This is a genomic window from Cellulomonas persica, from assembly GCF_007989825.1.
GTDB classification, from domain to species: domain Bacteria; phylum Actinomycetota; class Actinomycetes; order Actinomycetales; family Cellulomonadaceae; genus Cellulomonas; species Cellulomonas persica.
The window spans coordinates 12,270-27,055 of record NZ_BJUA01000002.1 but is presented as its reverse complement, the minus strand read 5'-3'; the positions used below and the strand labels follow the sequence as shown (position 1 = coordinate 27,055).

Here is a 14,786-nt window from a genome sequence, read left to right as displayed (position 1 = left end):
GCGTCAGTCCAGGTAGTCGCGCAGGACCTGCGAGCGCGACGGGTGGCGCAGCTTCGACATCGTCTTGGACTCGATCTGGCGGATGCGCTCACGCGTCACGCCGTAGACCTTGCCGATCTCGTCGAGCGTCTTGGGCTGACCGTCGGTGAGGCCGAAGCGCATCGAGACGACGCCGGCCTCACGCTCGCTCAGCGTGTCGAGCACCTGGTGCAGCTGCTCCTGCAGGAGCGTGAAGCTCACGGCGTCGGCGGGCACGACAGCCTCGGAGTCCTCGATGAGGTCGCCGAACTCGCTGTCGCCGTCCTCGCCGAGCGGCGTGTGCAGCGAGATCGGCTCACGGCCGTACTTCTGGACCTCGACGACCTTCTCAGGCGTCATGTCGAGCTCCTTCGCCAGCTCCTCCGGCGTGGGCTCGCGGCCCAGGTCCTGGAGCATCTGGCGCTGGACGCGCGCGAGCTTGTTGATGACCTCGACCATGTGCACCGGGATGCGGATGGTGCGCGCCTGGTCGGCCATGGCGCGGGTGATGGCCTGGCGGATCCACCACGTCGCGTACGTCGAGAACTTGTAGCCCTTGGTGTAGTCGAACTTCTCGACCGCGCGGATCAGGCCCAGGTTGCCCTCCTGGATCAGGTCCAGGAAGAGCATGCCGCGGCCGGTGTAGCGCTTCGCGAGCGAGACGACCAGCCGGAGGTTCGCCTCGAGCAGGTGGTTCTTGGCACGACGGCCGTCCTGCGCGATCCACTCGAGCTCACGGCGCGCCTTCGGCTCGAGCGTGATGCCCGAGTTGAGCCGCTCCTCGGCGAACAGGCCGGCCTCGATGCGCTTGGCGAGCTCGACCTCCTGCTCGGCGTTGAGGAGCGCGACCTTGCCGATCTGCTTGAGGTAGTCCTTGACCGGGTCGGCGGTGGCGCCCGCGGTGACGACCTGCTGCGCGGGTGCGTCGTCGTCGTCGGCGTCGGAGTAGACGAAGCCCGAGTCCTCGGAGTCCTCGCGCGCCGTGGTGGCGGCGGGCTTGGTCTCGGTCTCGTCGTCGCCCGACTCGGCGTCGGCGTCGACGTCGGCCTCGACCGCGACGACCTCGTCCTCGAGCTCGGCGACGTCGACGTCCTCGATCTCGATGTCCTGGCCGTCGGCGGGGACATCGTCCTCGTCGGTGACCTTCGCGGCCTTGGCGCTCGCCGCCTTGGCGGACTTGGCGGCGGGCTTCGCGGCCGACTTGGCCGCCGGCTTGGCGGGCGCGGCGTCACCGTCGGCCGTCGCCTTCGCGGTCGTGGCGGCCTTCGCGGGCTTGGCGGCCGTCGTGACGGCGGCCTTCGACGTCGTGCGGGCCTTGGCGCTGGTGGCGGCGGCGACGCGAGCCGGGACGGCGTCGCTCACGGTGACACCGGCGGTGGCCAGACCACGGACGACGGCCTTGAGGCGCTTGGCGTCCTCGACGCCGGCCTGCTCGCACGCCGCACGGACCTCAGCGGCACCGACCGAGCCGTGGGTGCGGCCCCGGACCACGAGGTCCTGGAGCGCGGGGTGCTCGAACTCGCGCGGAAGCGCGGGATGCGGAGTCTGGGACGTCACGAACGACCTTTCGGCAGCACGACACCGGAGATGGAGCCGGGTGGTAGACGGATATTGTACCGAGCCGAACGCGTGGACGAGCCGTCCTGCGCGAGTGCGGCAGCAGCGTCGGCGACGAGGGACTCCGCGAGCGACTCGGTGTCGCGCGGCGGGGGCCGCGCGCGTCAGGAAGATGGCGTCCTCTCACGTGGCCGGTCGTGTGGCGGCGCCGGGACGTCCGCATGCTCCAACGCACGGAGGGCCGTCAGGATTCCCGCCCGGGCGGACGAGTTCGCCGACGCCCGTCCTGCCCCTTCCGGGCGCGGGTCTCAGCGCGTCGTGGGCTTGACGGTGAGCACCGGGCACGGGGCGTCGAACAGCACCCGCTGCGCGTTCGCACCCAGGATGAGCTTGCCGACGGGACTGCGCTGCCGCAGCCCGATGACGACGAGCTCGGCGGCCACCTCCTCGGCCGTGGCCAGCAGGTCGTCCGCGGTGTCGCCGCCCGACAGCAGGCGCACCTCGTGCGCGACGCCACGGGCGGTGAGGTCCTGCGCGACCTGCTCGAGCTCCGACTCGATCGCGGCACGCTGCTCGGCGGGCTCGTCGGCACGCACGCTCACGACGACGACGACATCGCGTCCTCGGATCCCGGCCTCCTGGACTGCGGCGTCCAGAGCGGCACGCCCTTCTGGCGTCGCCAGGTAGCCGACCACGATGCCCATGCTGAGCTCCTCTCGATGGCCCGTGCCTGGACCGTACCGCCGCCCGGCCCACGACTCCACCTGCGACGACGCGCGCCGCCCCCGGACCTCACCCGACGGCGGGCCCAGGCGCGTCGTCCGGCCCGCCGTCCTCGTCGTCCTCCAGGTCGGGTCGGCGCGCCCACCCGGGGCCGATGCCCGCCCCAAGAGCCGCGTCCAGGAGCGTGGCGAGCCGGTAGGCCGGGTCGTCCTGCAGCGCGCGGTCGAGCAGGATCTGCGCGCGGGCTCCGTCGCCGCGCCACCACGACAGGACGGCGAGGAGCGAGAGTGCGGGCGCCTGGGCGGAGCGACGGCCGTGCGCGACGAGGGCCTCGAGCGCCTCCTCGTAGAGCCTGACCGGTCCCTCGGGCGCCGGGATCCCGGCGGACGCGCCCATGATGCGCGTCGAGACCTGCGCCATCGCCTGTTCGACGTCGGGGGCCGGCCGGGCCCCGCGCACGCTCCGCTCAGGCAGGTCGCCGACGCCCGGGACGAACGAGGCGAGGACGGCGTCGCGCACACGCCGGTCCTGCAGCCCGGCCTCGAGCCGGCCCCACGGAGCCGGCGCCCCGAGCTCCGCGCGCCCGGCGACCAGGTCGACCGCCGCACGCCATGCGGCGACCGACGCGAGCCGCCACCGCTCGAGCGCGTGCGGGCCGTCGGCCAGGGCCTGCTGGCCGCGCTCGTGCCAGCGGCGTCGCGTCCGCGCCACCACCCGACGCCGCTGGGCGTCCGCCGACGGGATCCGCACCAGGTCGTCGCGCGAACCGGCGACCGTCGCCCCCTCGAGCACCATGCGCGCCGAGACCTGCGTCGACTCGAGCTCGCGCAGCGGACGGCCGCCGGGCGGGCAGCACGAGCGCGCGCAGTCGTACGAGAGGTAGCCGCTCGACGTCACGACCCAGACCGGCACGCTGCCGAGCGACGCGTCCGCGGCCTCGCGGTAGTGCGCGACCGCGCGCATCACCTGCTCGGCGGCCGACCCGGGGTCGAGCCGAGGGTCGACGTCGGTGTAGACGACCAGCACCGTGCTCTGCGCACCGTCGCGGCCCATCGTCGCGATCATCGCGCGGGCGACCTGCGCGCCCACCTCGCCGTCCCCGAGCGCCGGCAGGTCGACCCGCATGACGACCCCGACGCGTCCGCGCGGGGCCCGCAGGCTCACGCCCACCGCGCTGTCGCGCGGCCGGAAGCCCAGGCGGTACGGGAGCAGGGAGATGATCTCGCGGGGCTCGTTCACCCGCATCGTCGTGGTCGCCGTCATGACTGCACCCCACCGCACGCCCGGGCCGTCCCCGGCGGCAGCGCCGCCCGTCTGTGGAGCGACCGACGGCAGCCAGGCCTGGGGTCGGGTCGCGCGCGGCTAGGCTGACGCGGTGCGCGACCGCCTGACCCTGCCCGCCGGCACCCGCCCGACGAGGCGCGTGAACGGCATCGTGGCCCTCGTCCCCGCCCTGGTGCTCGGCGCGGCTCTCGCCGGGTGCTCGAGCTCCGAGCCTGCCCGGCTCGACACGCCGCTCGCGGCGAGCGACCAGCCGCTCCTGACCGCCGAGCCGACCGCCGACGCGACGTTCGAGCCGCTCGACGGCGAGCACGGCAGCGTCGGCGAGCTCGCCGACGGCTTTCCCACGGACCTCGTACCGCTGCCCGACGACGCCGACATCCTCGTCTCCGCCGCGCAGGTGGACCCCGACGGCGCGTTCACCGAGATCAGCCTCAACCTGCGCACGACGCTGTCGGCCGACGACCTCATGGCCAGCCTGGCGACCGCACTGACCGGTGCCGGGTTCACGCAGTCCCCCGTCGCGTCTCCTCCTGCCGGGGTGGCCGCCCAGTCGACGTTCGCCCGCGAGACCGGTGAGGTCGTCACCGTCGCGGTGCTCGACCGGGACGGCGTGCGGACGCTGACCCTCGGGGGCCGTGTCGCGGTCGCCTAGGCTGCCGGGATGAGCACGCACACCCGGCCGCTGGACGGCGCGGACGTCCCCACGCACGCCCTGGTGGACCTCGAGGGGCTGCGCGCCGGCGTGGACCACGTGCTCGCCGAGCACGTCGCCCGCCTGCGCGCCGAGCTGCGCGCGGTGAGCTCCGACGCGGACCGGCTCGCCGACGCGGTCGAGGCGATGCTCGCGGGCGGCAAGCGCCTGCGCGCGGCGTTCTGCTGGTGGTCGTGGCGCGCTCACGGCGGTCAGCCGGACACACCGGAGGCTGCAGCCGTGCTGCGCGTCGGGGCGGCGCTCGAGCTCTTCCAGGCGGCCGCGCTGTTCCACGACGACGTCATGGACGACTCCGACACGCGACGCGGCAAGCCGGCAGCCCACCGTGCGTTCGCGGCGATGCACGACGAGCTCGGGCTGCAGGGTGACGCCGAGCGGTTCGGCACGTCCGCGGCGATCCTGCTCGGCGACCTCGCGCTCGTCGCGAGCGAGCAGGTCTTCGCGGACGCTCTCGCGCAGGCGCCGCTCCCCCGCGTGCTGCGCGCGCGGGCGGTCTTCGACCTCATGCGCACCGAGGTCACGGTCGGCCAGTACCTCGACGTGCTCGCGCAGTCGCAGCCGTGGGGCGACCCCGCGGGCGACGAGGCACGGGCGCGCGAGGTGATCCGCGCCAAGTCCGCTCGCTACAGCGTCGAGCACCCGCTCACGCTCGGCGCGGCGCTCGCCGACGCCGACGACGCCGAGCTCGACGCAGTGCGCGCGCTCGGGCTGCCGCTCGGCGAGGCGTTCCAGCTGCGCGACGACGTGCTCGGGGTGTTCGGCGACCCGCGGACGACGGGCAAGCCCGCGGGCGACGACCTGCGGGAGGGCAAGCGGACCGTGCTCATCGCCCGGGCGCATCGACGCGCGCTCGAGCGCGGCGACTCCGCGACCGCGGACCTGCTGCGCACGAGCCTCGGCGACCGCGCGCTGAGCGACGAGCAGGTCGCCGTGCTCGCCGACGCGATCGACTCGACCGGAGCCGTCGACGAGGTCGAGGAGCTGATCAGCGAGCTCGCGGGCACGGCGCTGGACCGGCTGACGGCGCGGTCATGGCGCCGGCCCGCCGCAGACGTGCTGGTCCGGCTCGCGCACGCGGCCGTCGACCGGCACGCCTGAGCGACGCACGGACGACGGCGACCTCGACGGCGGAGGACCGCACCAGGCGTCATCGGACGCCCGCCCATGGGGGGCCGACGCCGTGCCGCGGCCGACGCAGGCCTGCTAGAGCTCGGCCTGGGCCCGACGCCGGACCTCGGTCTTCTGGCCCGCACGCAGCGCGTCGATGGGCGTCCCCGGGAGCGAGTCGTCCGGCGTGAAGAGCCAGATGATCGCCTCCTCGTCGGAGAACCCCGCGTCCGCGAGCAGCGTCAGCGTGCCCTGGAGCCACGGGAGCGCGGCCCACTCACCGGTCGCGGCCTCGCCCTGCTGGCCGGGGACGAGGAAGCGCTCGGGCACGGACAACACGCGCGGCTCGCCGCGGCGCACGCCGACGAGCTTGCGCTCCTGCAGCAGGCGCCGCACCTTGCCGACGTCGAGCCCGACGCGCTCGGCGACGTCCGGCAGGGTCAGCCAGGAGTCGACGAGGGCGTCGACGGCGGCGGGCGAGGATTCGGGTGTCTGGCTCACGGTGCCAGCCTACGCAGGCGGGCGCGCACGGGTCGGACGGCCCGCCGTGTGCTACCCGTCGGTAGGTGTCACCCCGTTGGCGGGGTTTGCACACCGCCGAGGGTCAGCTAGGTTCACTCCTGTCACATCAGTAACACGAGTCACACGCTTCACTCGCGTCACGCGAGACGAGGGGGACCCATGAGCACGAGCAGCGCGACAGCCCGCCGCGACACCGTCCGGCGAGCAGCGACCGGGACCGGGGCCACGCTCGCCCTCGTCGCGATCTCCGTGTCCGCCTCCCCCGCCGCGCACGCCGACGACTCCTACACGGTGCGCGACGGTGACACCGTGAGCCACATCGCCGCGCGCACGGGCGCATCGGTCGCGGCGATCGCGCGCGCCAACTCGCTCGCCGACGTCTCGCGCATCCGCGCCGGGCAGGTCCTGACGATCCCCTCGGCCTCGGGACGCACGACGAGCACGCCCGCGGCGCCCACGGCGACGACGCACACGGTGCGCCTGGGCGAGACCGTCACCGGGATCGCGGCCCGCACCGGCACGACCGTCAAGGCGATCATCGCCGCGAACGGGCTGCGTGCCGACGGCCTCATCATCGCCGGCCAGAAGCTCACGATCCCCGGCAAGGGCCGCTCGTCGGCACCTGCCCCCGCCACGCCCCGCACGACGACCACCTACACCGTCCGCGCGGGCGACACGGTCTCCGCGATCGCCGCCCGCCACGGGACGACGGTCAGGGCGATCTCGGACGCCAACGGCCTGGGCTCGAACGCGATGATTCGCATCGGTCAGACGCTCACCCTCAGCGGCGCGGCCTCGTCGTCGCCCGCCCCGCGGCTCGTCGGCGACACCTTCGAGGGCCGCACCTATGCGCGCGACGTCGTCGACGCGGCGAACGCCAACAAGCGCGCGCTGCTCGCCGCGGGCGTGCCGTCCAGGGCGCAGATGCAGGCGAAGGTCGCGGCGACCGCACGCGCCTACGGCCTCGACCCCGCGCTCGCGCAGGCCATCGCGTTCCAGGAGTCCGGGTTCAACCACACCGCTGTCTCCCCCGCCAACGCGATCGGCACCATGCAGGTCATCCCGTCGTCGGGCGACTGGGCCTCGAGCATCGTCGGACGCCAGCTCAACCTGCTCGACCCCGACGACAACGTGACCGCGGGCGTCGTCATCCTGCGCGCGCTCGTGCGCATGTCGCCCGACCTGCCGAGCGCGATCGCGGGGTACTACCAGGGCGCGGCCTCGGTGCGGAAGTACGGGATGTTCTCCGACACGCGCCGGTACGCCGCCAACGTCCAGACGCTCATGGCGCGGTTCCGCTGAGCGGCACGACGTGGCCGTGACTCGGGTCGCAATACCCGGACCTGGCACGTCCCGAACGTAGACTCGCCGCGTGGGAAGCACCGTCACCGATCCGCTCGTCGGCCGCCTGGTCGACGGCAGGTACGAGGTCGTCTCCCGCATCGCGCGCGGTGGCATGGCCACGGTCTACCTCGCGGTGGATCGGCGGCTCGACCGCGACGTCGCGCTCAAGGTCATGCACGCCCACCTCGCGGAGGGCACGTCCGGTGCTGACTTCGTCGCACGCTTCCGGCGTGAGGCGCGCGCCGCCGCCCGGCTCACCCATCCCGGGCTCGTCGGGGTCTACGACCAGGGCGTCGACGGCGAGACCAGCTACCTGACGATGGAGTACGTGGACGGCGCGAACCTGCGCCGCCGGCTCGCCGAGCAAGGGGCGCTGAGCGTCGAGGAGTCGCTGCGCGTCGCCGAGTCGGTGCTCGACGCGCTCGCCGCCGCGCACCGCACCGGTCTGGTGCACCGCGACATCAAGCCCGAGAACGTCCTGCTCGCGACCGACGGCCGCATCAAGCTCGCCGACTTCGGCCTCGCGCGCGCGGTCACGGAGGTCACGTCCACCACCTCGGGGACCGTCCTCGGCACGGTGGCCTACCTCGCGCCCGAGCTCGTCGTGCACGGCGCGAGCGACGCCCGTACCGACGTGTACGCGTGCGGGATCCTGCTGTACGAGATGCTCACGGGACGTCAGCCGTTCGTCGGCGAGACCCCGATCCAGGTCGCGTTCCAGCACGTGAACTCCGAGATGCCGGCGCCCTCCGACGAGGTCGACTGGCTGCCGGTCGAGATCGACGACCTGGTCCGGGCGTTGGGTGCACGCGAGCCCGACGACCGTCCGACGGACGCCGCCGCCGCAGCGGCGCTCCTGCGCCGGGTCCGGGCCGAGCTCGACACCGAGCTGCTGACCCGACGTGCGGACGTCGCCCCGACGATCGTCCTGCCCACCGCGACCGACCCCGAGACCACGTCCCTGCCCGAGGGCGAGGCCACGCCGCAGGACGACGAGGCCCGGCCGGAGCAGGACGGCGAGACGGGCGCGACGGTCCGGCTCGAGGACGTGCCGCGCGGCTCGACCGTCGCCCTGCCGATCGGGCTGGGCGGCGCCGTGACGGTGCCGCCCCCGCCCGCCGAGCCGGAGCCCGAGGTCCGGCGGCGGCGCCTGCCGCGGCGCGCGCTCGCGATCGTCCTGGTGGCGCTCGTCGTGCTGGCCTCTGCCGGCGCCGGCTGGTGGTACGTCGTCGCCGGCCCCGGCGCCTACACGACCGTCCCTCAGATCGGCGGCACGAGCGCCGAGGCCGCGGCCGCGGCCCTCGACGCCGTGGGGCTCGAGGTCAGCACGACGTCCGACTTCTCGTCCGACGTGGCCAAGGGCCTCGTCGTGACATCCGAACCCGCGCCCGGCGAGCGCGTCCGCAAGGACGGCACGGTCGAGATCACCGTCTCGAAGGGTCCGGACTACGTGAAGGTGCCCGACGGCGTCGTCGGCGTGCTGCAGGCGGACGCCGCGGCGGCGCTCGAGGCGGCCGACCTCGAGGTCGACTACGCGGACGCGGTCTACGACGACGAGGCGGGGCTCGGGGTCGTGCTGAGCGCGGTCCTGCCCGACGGCGAGCCCGCCGAGGCCGGCGCGCGGACCGTCCGGCACTCCGTCGTCACGCTCACGGTGTCGAAGGGCCCGGCACCCGTCACCGTGATCTCGGTGGTCGGCGCGACGGTGGACGACGCGAAGGAGCAGCTCGGCGACCTCGGCCTCAAGGTGAAGATCTCCGAGCAGTTCAGCGCCGACGTCAAGGCCGGCGTCGTCATCAGCCAGAGCCCGAAGGACGGCACAGCGGGCCACCGCGGTGACACCGTCGCGCTCGTGGTCTCCAAGGGCCCCGAGCTGTTCGAGGTCCCGAACGTCATGCGCAACGGCGTCGGCTCGGCGACCGACACGCTCCAGGACGCGGGGTTCAAGGTCAAGGTCGTGCACGCGGCGACGTACTTCGGCCTCGGCTTCGTCGTCGGGCAGGAGCCCGGCGGCGGCAGCATGCACCCCAAGGGCACGACGATCGTCCTGACGATCACCTGACCGACGGCCCGGATCGACGACGCGGGGCACCGCCGACGGCCACGGGGACGACGAAGGGGCCGGCCCGCCGCAGCGGACCGACCCCCTCGTACGAGCGGTGGGCTCAGGACGCCCGGAGCAGCTCCACGACCTGGAACGCCAGCTCGAGCGACTGCTGGTGGTTCAGCCGTGGGTCGACGAGCGTCTCGTAGCGCTCGGTGAGCCGCTCGTCGTCGATCTCCTCCGAGCCGCCGAGCACCTCGGTCACGTCGTCGCCCGTGAGCTCGATGTGCAGGCCTCCGGGCACGGTGCCCAGCGCGCGGTGCACCTCGAAGAAGCCCGCGACCTCGTCCATCACGTCGCTGAACCGGCGCGTCTTGTAGCCGTTCGCCGAGGTGATGCCGTTGCCGTGCATCGGGTCGCAGACCCACGTCACGGGACGGCCGTCCGCGGTGACCTTCTCGACGAGCTGCGGCAGGTGGTCGCGGATCTTGCCCGCACCCATGCGCGTGACGAACGTCAGGCGCCCCGCCTCCCCCGTCGGGTTGAGCTTGTCGATCAGCGCGATCGCGTCGTCACCCGTCGAGGTCGGGCCGAGCTTGACCCCGATCGGGTTCTGCACGCGCGAGAAGTAGTCGATGTGCGCGCCCGTGAGCTCGCGCGTGCGCTCACCGATCCACACGAAGTGCGCCGAGCAGTCGTACGGCAGGCCCGTGCGGCTGTCGATGCGCGTGAGGGGACGCTCGTAGTCGAGCAGCAGGCCCTCGTGCGACGAGTAGAAGTCGACCGTGCGCAGCGCGTCGAAGTCCGCCCCGCACGCCGCCATGAAGCGGATCGCACGGTCGATCTCGGCGGCGATCTCCTCGTAGCGCTTGTACGCGGGGTTCGTCGTGAAGCCTCGGTTCCACTCGTGCACGCGCAGCAGGGACGCGAAGCCCCCGGTCGTGAACGCGCGGATGAGGTTCAGCGTCGACGCGGACGTGTGGTACGCCTCGAGCAGGCGCTGCGGGTCCGGCGTGCGGGCCTCGGGCGTGAAGTCGAACCCGTTGATGATGTCGCCCCGGAACGCGGGCAGCGTCACGCCGTCCCGCGTCTCGGTGCCCGACGACCGCGGCTTGGCGTACTGCCCGGCCATGCGGCCCATCTTGATCACCGGCAGGCTCGCGCCGTACGTGAGGACCACGGCCATCTGGAGGATCGTCTTGATCTTGTTCCGGATGTTGTCGGCCGTCGCCTCGGCGAACGTCTCGGCGCAGTCACCGCCCTGCAGAAGGAACGCCTCGCCCCGGCTCGCCGCGGCGAGCTGGGCGCGCAGGGCGTCGGCCTCCCCCGCGAACACGAGAGGAGGAAGCGCCGCGAGCCGGTCGGTCACCTGGGCGAGCGCCGCCTGGTCCGGCCAGGCGGGCTGCTGGCCCACCGGGAGCCCACGCCAGGCGTCGAGACCCGCGACGACCTCCGGGTCGGGCGCGACGCTCACGAGTGACTCGCCGGGACGAGCGGCTGACCGATGTCGGCCAGCAGCTCACCGAACCACGGCTGCGTCACGTCGAAGGCCTTGCCACCGGCGATGCGCGGGAACTCGATGGCCCGCAGCACGTCGCCGCGCTCCTCGTCGTGACCGATGACGCCGGCCTCGCCGCGCAGCGCGCACTCGACCGCCAGGTCCGTCATGGACTTGATGAGGCGCAGGTCCTCGGCGTTCGCCGCGGCGGCACGCGAGTAGTAGCCCGACTTCTGGACCATCGTCTTCTCGGCACCGAGCTTCTCGGCGAACTGCTTGGCGAACCACTGCCCGGGGTTGATCGTGTCGAGCTTGACGTGACCGAACGGGTCGCGCTCCGGGGGCGTGCCCGCCGCCGTGAGCTGGTCGACGATCTCGTGCATGCCCGCACCCTCGGACAGGAAGATGTTGACGTTGCCCTGGGAGTCCATGATCGCCTTCAGGCGCTCGGCCTCGGCGTCGATGTCGATCGCCAGCTCGGGGACGAACACCGCGTGGATGTCCCAGCGCTCACGCGACAGGCCGATGCCGGGGACCCACTCCTGCCGGTCGAGCCACTTGCGGTACTCGACCGCGGCCGCAGCCGTGAGCCAGCCGCAGTGCCGGCCCATGACCTCGTGCACGATCAGCATGCGCGGGCCCGAGCGGTGCTCGCCGATGATGTTCGCGGCGAAGCCCGCGGCCTCCTCGGCGGCGGTCCACGCGCCGAGCGACTGGCGGATCGGCACCACGTCGTTGTCGATCGTCTTGGGCAGGCCGACCACCGTCAGGCCGTAGTCGTTCTCCGCGAGGTAGGCGGCCAGGTCCGCGGCCGTCGTGTTCGTGTCGTCGCCGCCGATCGTGTGCAGCACGTCGACGCCGTCGGCCTTGAGCTGCTCGGCCGCGACCTGCAGCGGGTCCTGACCCTCGGCCACCAGGCCGCGCTTGACGCAGTCCTTGGCGTTCGTGAGCTTCACGCGGGAGTTGCCGATCGGCGAGCCGCCGAACCGGTGCAGGATGCCGGCGTTCTTGCGGACCTGCTCGTCGATGACGATCTTGTCGCCACGCAGCAGCCCGTAGTACCCGTGCTCGTACGCGATGATCTCGACGTCCGGAGCGATCTCCGTGTAGCGCTCGATGAGCCCACCGACGGCGGACGACAGGCACGGGGCGAAGCCACCCGCGGTGAGGAGGGCGACGCGACGGACCGACATGACAAACACCTTCCGTAGAGCTGCAGGGAGTCCCTGCGGGGACGCTGGCGACCCTAGGTCGCGCGCACGGCGCGCAGCCAGGACTTTCAGCGGAGCGGATCGCGGGGCGCTCGGGCCGGGCGACGACGACCGCGCGCGGCGGTCGACACGGTCATCCTACTGACGGCTCCGCGTCGTCCTGAGGCGGTACCGGAACCTGGACGTCGGGCACCGGACGGCCGCCCGGAGCGGCCGTGCGCGGCTCGTCGGCTGCGGGCTGGGCGTCGCTGACACCGGCCGCGATGCGCGCCTTCTGCGTGGCCGCGTAGACGTCGACGTACTCCTGGCCCGACAGGCTCATGATCGCGTACATGATCTCGTCGGTCACCGACCGCAGGATGAACCGGTCGTTCTCCATGCCCTTGTAGCGCGAGAAGTCGAGCGGCTCCCCCACGACCATGCCGATGCGCATGATCTTCGGGATCCGCTTGCCGACCGGCTGGGCGATGTTCGTGCCGATCATCGCGACGGGGATGACCGGCGCGCCCGACTCGAGCGCGAGCCGCGCGATGCCCGTCTTGCCGCGGTAGAGCCGGCCGTCAGGACTGCGCGTGCCCTCGGGGTAGATCCCGAACAGGTCGCCCTCCTCGAGCCGGCGCAGACCCGTGCGCAGGGCGGCCTCGCTCGCCTTGCCGCCCCCACGGTCCACGGGGATGGTGCCGACCCCGCGCATGAAGCCCGCCGTGAGCCGGCCCTTGAGGCCGCGACCGGTGAAGTACTCCTGCTTGCCGATGAACACCAGCTCGCGGTCGAGCATCAGCGGCAGGAAGAACGAGTCGATGACCGCCAGGTGGTTGCTCGCGAGGATCGCGGGCCCGTCAGCGGGCACGTGGTGCGCGCCGCGGATCCACGGTCGGTACACGAGGTGGAGCAACGGACCGACGAAGATCCGCTTCATCAACCAGTAGAACAAGGGGTCACCTTCCTGCACCGTCGACGGCCCGGACCGCCTGGACGACCGTTCGGCCGCCGCGGACCGTCGGGACCGCACGTCCGACTCTAGAGTGCTCTCATGGCTCCTCGCTCCGACCGGCCCGACGAACCGGTCGACGACGAACGGTGGGCCCGCATCGTCGCGGAGCTCGACGACGTGGACTCCGCCGCGGACGCGGCTGCCTCGCGCGGTCTCGACTTCCCCGTCGCGCCCGGCGTGGACTCGCCGTTCCGCGACGGGTCGCGCGTCGTGCGCCCCGCGCAGGACGACGCCGCCGAGCCGGCCGACCCGCTCTCGGCCGCCACGGGCCGGGACTGGGACGGGACGTCGCAGTACGACGAGGCCGAGGCGAGCGTCGACGAGCAGGAGAGTTTCGTCGCGCCCGACCCCGGGCCCGTGCTGGGCGGCGACCCGCTGCTCACCATGGCGTGGTTCGCGGCGGCGGGCGTGCCGATGCTGCTGCTCGTCGTCCTCGTCGCGTGGCGCGACGCGCCCGCGTTGCTGATCCAGGTCGCGTGCGTCGTGTTCGTGCTCGGCGTCGCGGTGCTCGTGTGGCGCATGCCCGCGCGCCGCGACCGGCAGGACGACGACGACGGCGCGGTCGTCTGAGCGGTCGTCCGAGCGGTCGCCCGACCGCGGCACGGCCCCGGCGCACCGTCGCGGACGACGCGCCGGGACCGGAGCTACAGGCGGGCGAGGTCCGCGGCGCCGACGATGCCGGCGTCGTTGCCCATCGAGGCGATCACGATCGTCGCCTCCGGGCGGTGACCACGCGCCGAGAGCTGGTCGCCGAAACCCTTGCGGGCGGGCTCGAGCAGCAGGTCACCCGCCGCCGCGACACCGCCGCCGATGACGACCATCGCCGGGTCGAGCAGCGCGGCGACCGAGGCGGCACCCTCACCGATCCACCGGCCGAGCTCGGCCAGGAGCTGGATCGCGAGCTCGTCGCCCTCCTCGGCCGCCTTCGTGACGTACGGGCCGACGATCTTGTCGGCGCGGCCGCCCGCGAGCTCGACGATCCGCTGCGCGCGGTCGGGGAACGCCACGGCCGCCGCCTGCGCGTCGCGCACGAGCGCGCTACCCGATGCGTACTGCTCCCAGCATCCCTCGTGCCCGCAGCCGCAGTAGTGCCCGCCCGGGACGACGCGCATGTGGCCGACCTCGGCCGCGACACCCGCGAAGCCGCGCACGAGCGCGCCGTTGGAGACGACCGCGCCACCGAGGCCTGTGCCGATCGTCAGGGTCAGCATGTCGTCGACGTCCCGCGCCGAGCCGAACCGGAACTCGGCCCACCCGGCCGCGTTCGCGTCGTTCTCCACGACGATGTCGACCTTCTCGTCGATGAGCGCCGCGACGCGGTCGCGCAGCGGGTAGTCGCGCCACGCGATGTTCGGCGCGAACAGCACACCCGAACGGTCGGCGGCGACGAAGCCGGCCGCGGCGAGCCCGATCGCCTTCACGGGGTGCTGCGCGCTCAGCTCGGCGTACGCGTCAGCGATCGCCGCGTCGATGCTCGCGGCGTCGTCCGGCTCGGTGTCGCGACGCGTCTGGGCCAGGATCCGGCCCTCGTCGTCCACCACGCCGGCGGCGATCTTGGTACCGCCGATGTCCACACCGATGGCGTGCATGCGTTCGTGCTCCCGAGTGAGTTGTGGCTGATCGCGCGACCGACGGCGCACGCCCACGCTAGCGCCAACAGCGCGCACCGCCGCACGTGCGTCCGCGCACGTGGCGACGCAGCGAGGCTAGCCTGCGCGGGCGCCGCCGGAGTCGGACACACGTCCCGTATCCTCGTCGGACCCGTCACCTCT

Annotated in this window: 13 protein-coding genes; 5 read left to right on the top strand and 8 right to left on the bottom strand. The window is 73.3% G+C overall.

Going from position 1 to position 14,786, the window contains the following annotated elements:
* Nucleotides 1–3: 3 nt before the first annotated feature.
* The 3 genes from CPE01_RS01955 to CPE01_RS01945 form a co-directional block, all read right to left on the bottom strand.
* On the bottom strand, nt 4–1,575 hold the full coding sequence (locus CPE01_RS01955; protein ID WP_146804979.1) for an RNA polymerase sigma factor: 1,572 nt from the start codon (nt 1,573–1,575) through the stop codon (nt 4–6).
* 308 nt (nt 1,576–1,883) lie between these two features.
* Nucleotides 1,884–2,279 (bottom strand): universal stress protein, encoded by a 396-nt coding sequence (locus CPE01_RS01950; protein ID WP_146804978.1) that lies wholly within the window; start codon nt 2,277–2,279, stop codon nt 1,884–1,886.
* An 88-nt stretch (nt 2,280–2,367) separates the two neighbouring features.
* A complete protein-coding gene (locus CPE01_RS01945; RefSeq protein ID WP_246783675.1) occupies nt 2,368–3,561 on the bottom strand; it encodes a DUF4192 domain-containing protein in 1,194 nt (397 codons plus the stop codon).
* A 112-nt stretch (nt 3,562–3,673) separates the two neighbouring features.
* Here CPE01_RS01945 and CPE01_RS01940 point away from each other — a divergent pair, with 112 nt between their 5' ends.
* Together CPE01_RS01940 and CPE01_RS01935 are read left to right on the top strand one after the other, a co-directional pair.
* Nucleotides 3,674–4,234, top strand: a complete 561-nt coding sequence (locus CPE01_RS01940; RefSeq protein WP_146804976.1) for a hypothetical protein — start codon at nt 3,674–3,676, stop codon at nt 4,232–4,234.
* Nucleotides 4,235–4,243: 9 nt separating this feature from the next.
* A complete protein-coding gene (locus CPE01_RS01935; protein ID WP_146804975.1) occupies nt 4,244–5,392 on the top strand; it encodes a polyprenyl synthetase family protein in 1,149 nt (382 codons plus the stop codon).
* Between the two features lie 105 nt (nt 5,393–5,497).
* Here CPE01_RS01935 and CPE01_RS01930 read toward each other — a convergent pair whose 3' ends face one another.
* Nucleotides 5,498–5,902 carry an Rv2175c family DNA-binding protein gene (locus CPE01_RS01930; protein ID WP_146804974.1) on the bottom strand — a complete coding sequence of 135 codons (405 nt, stop codon included), beginning with the start codon at nt 5,900–5,902 and terminating at the stop codon, nt 5,498–5,500.
* A gap of 180 nt (nt 5,903–6,082) precedes the next feature.
* On the opposite strand from CPE01_RS01930, the gene CPE01_RS01925 reads away from it, so the two are divergent.
* Both CPE01_RS01925 and pknB read left to right on the top strand, forming a co-directional pair.
* Entirely contained in the window at nt 6,083–7,225 is a 1,143-nt protein-coding gene (locus tag CPE01_RS01925; RefSeq protein ID WP_146804973.1) for a LysM peptidoglycan-binding domain-containing protein, read from the top strand.
* Between the two features lie 70 nt (nt 7,226–7,295).
* Nucleotides 7,296–9,329, top strand: coding sequence for a Stk1 family PASTA domain-containing Ser/Thr kinase (gene pknB, locus CPE01_RS01920; protein WP_146804972.1), 2,034 nt, complete (start codon nt 7,296–7,298; stop codon nt 9,327–9,329).
* A gap of 103 nt (nt 9,330–9,432) precedes the next feature.
* Here pknB and CPE01_RS01915 read toward each other — a convergent pair whose 3' ends face one another.
* From CPE01_RS01915 to CPE01_RS01905, 3 genes are all read right to left on the bottom strand, one after another.
* On the bottom strand, nt 9,433–10,785 hold the full coding sequence (locus CPE01_RS01915) for a class II 3-deoxy-7-phosphoheptulonate synthase (RefSeq protein WP_146804971.1): 1,353 nt from the start codon (nt 10,783–10,785) through the stop codon (nt 9,433–9,435).
* Nucleotides 10,782–12,002 carry a pyrophosphate--fructose-6-phosphate 1-phosphotransferase gene (locus CPE01_RS01910; protein WP_146804970.1) on the bottom strand — a complete coding sequence of 407 codons (1,221 nt, stop codon included), beginning with the start codon at nt 12,000–12,002 and terminating at the stop codon, nt 10,782–10,784. The genes CPE01_RS01915 and CPE01_RS01910 overlap by 4 nt, the downstream gene beginning before the upstream one ends.
* 151 nt (nt 12,003–12,153) lie before the next feature.
* On the bottom strand, nt 12,154–12,954 hold the full coding sequence (locus CPE01_RS01905; protein WP_246783674.1) for a lysophospholipid acyltransferase family protein: 801 nt from the start codon (nt 12,952–12,954) through the stop codon (nt 12,154–12,156).
* Nucleotides 12,955–13,053: 99 nt separating this feature from the next.
* On the opposite strand from CPE01_RS01905, the gene CPE01_RS16280 reads away from it, so the two are divergent.
* The gene (locus CPE01_RS16280; RefSeq protein ID WP_186811367.1) at nt 13,054–13,584 is read left to right on the top strand and encodes a hypothetical protein; all 531 of its coding nucleotides are present in this window, start codon (nt 13,054–13,056) and stop codon (nt 13,582–13,584) included.
* 74 nt (nt 13,585–13,658) lie between these two features.
* Here the strand turns inward: CPE01_RS16280 and CPE01_RS01895 are convergent, their stop codons facing one another.
* Nucleotides 13,659–14,603 (bottom strand): ROK family glucokinase, encoded by a 945-nt coding sequence (locus CPE01_RS01895; RefSeq protein ID WP_146804969.1) that lies wholly within the window; start codon nt 14,601–14,603, stop codon nt 13,659–13,661.
* Nucleotides 14,604–14,786 lie beyond the last annotated feature (183 nt).

Excerpts from the sequence above, each read along its gene's own strand:
- CPE01_RS01950 (WP_146804978.1), bottom strand. The coding sequence starts at position 2,279 with ATGGGCATCGTGGTCGGCTACCTGGCGACGCCAGAAGGGCGTGCCGCT.
- CPE01_RS01945 (WP_246783675.1), bottom strand. The coding sequence starts at position 3,561 with ATGACGGCGACCACGACGATGCGGGTGAACGAGCCCCGCGAGATCATC.
- CPE01_RS01935 (WP_146804975.1), top strand. The coding sequence starts at position 4,244 with ATGAGCACGCACACCCGGCCGCTGGACGGCGCGGACGTCCCCACGCAC.
- CPE01_RS01925 (WP_146804973.1), top strand. The coding sequence starts at position 6,083 with ATGAGCACGAGCAGCGCGACAGCCCGCCGCGACACCGTCCGGCGAGCA.
- CPE01_RS01910 (WP_146804970.1), bottom strand. The coding sequence starts at position 12,002 with ATGTCGGTCCGTCGCGTCGCCCTCCTCACCGCGGGTGGCTTCGCCCCG.
- CPE01_RS16280 (WP_186811367.1), top strand. The coding sequence starts at position 13,054 with ATGGCTCCTCGCTCCGACCGGCCCGACGAACCGGTCGACGACGAACGG.
- CPE01_RS01895 (WP_146804969.1), bottom strand. The coding sequence starts at position 14,603 with ATGCACGCCATCGGTGTGGACATCGGCGGTACCAAGATCGCCGCCGGC.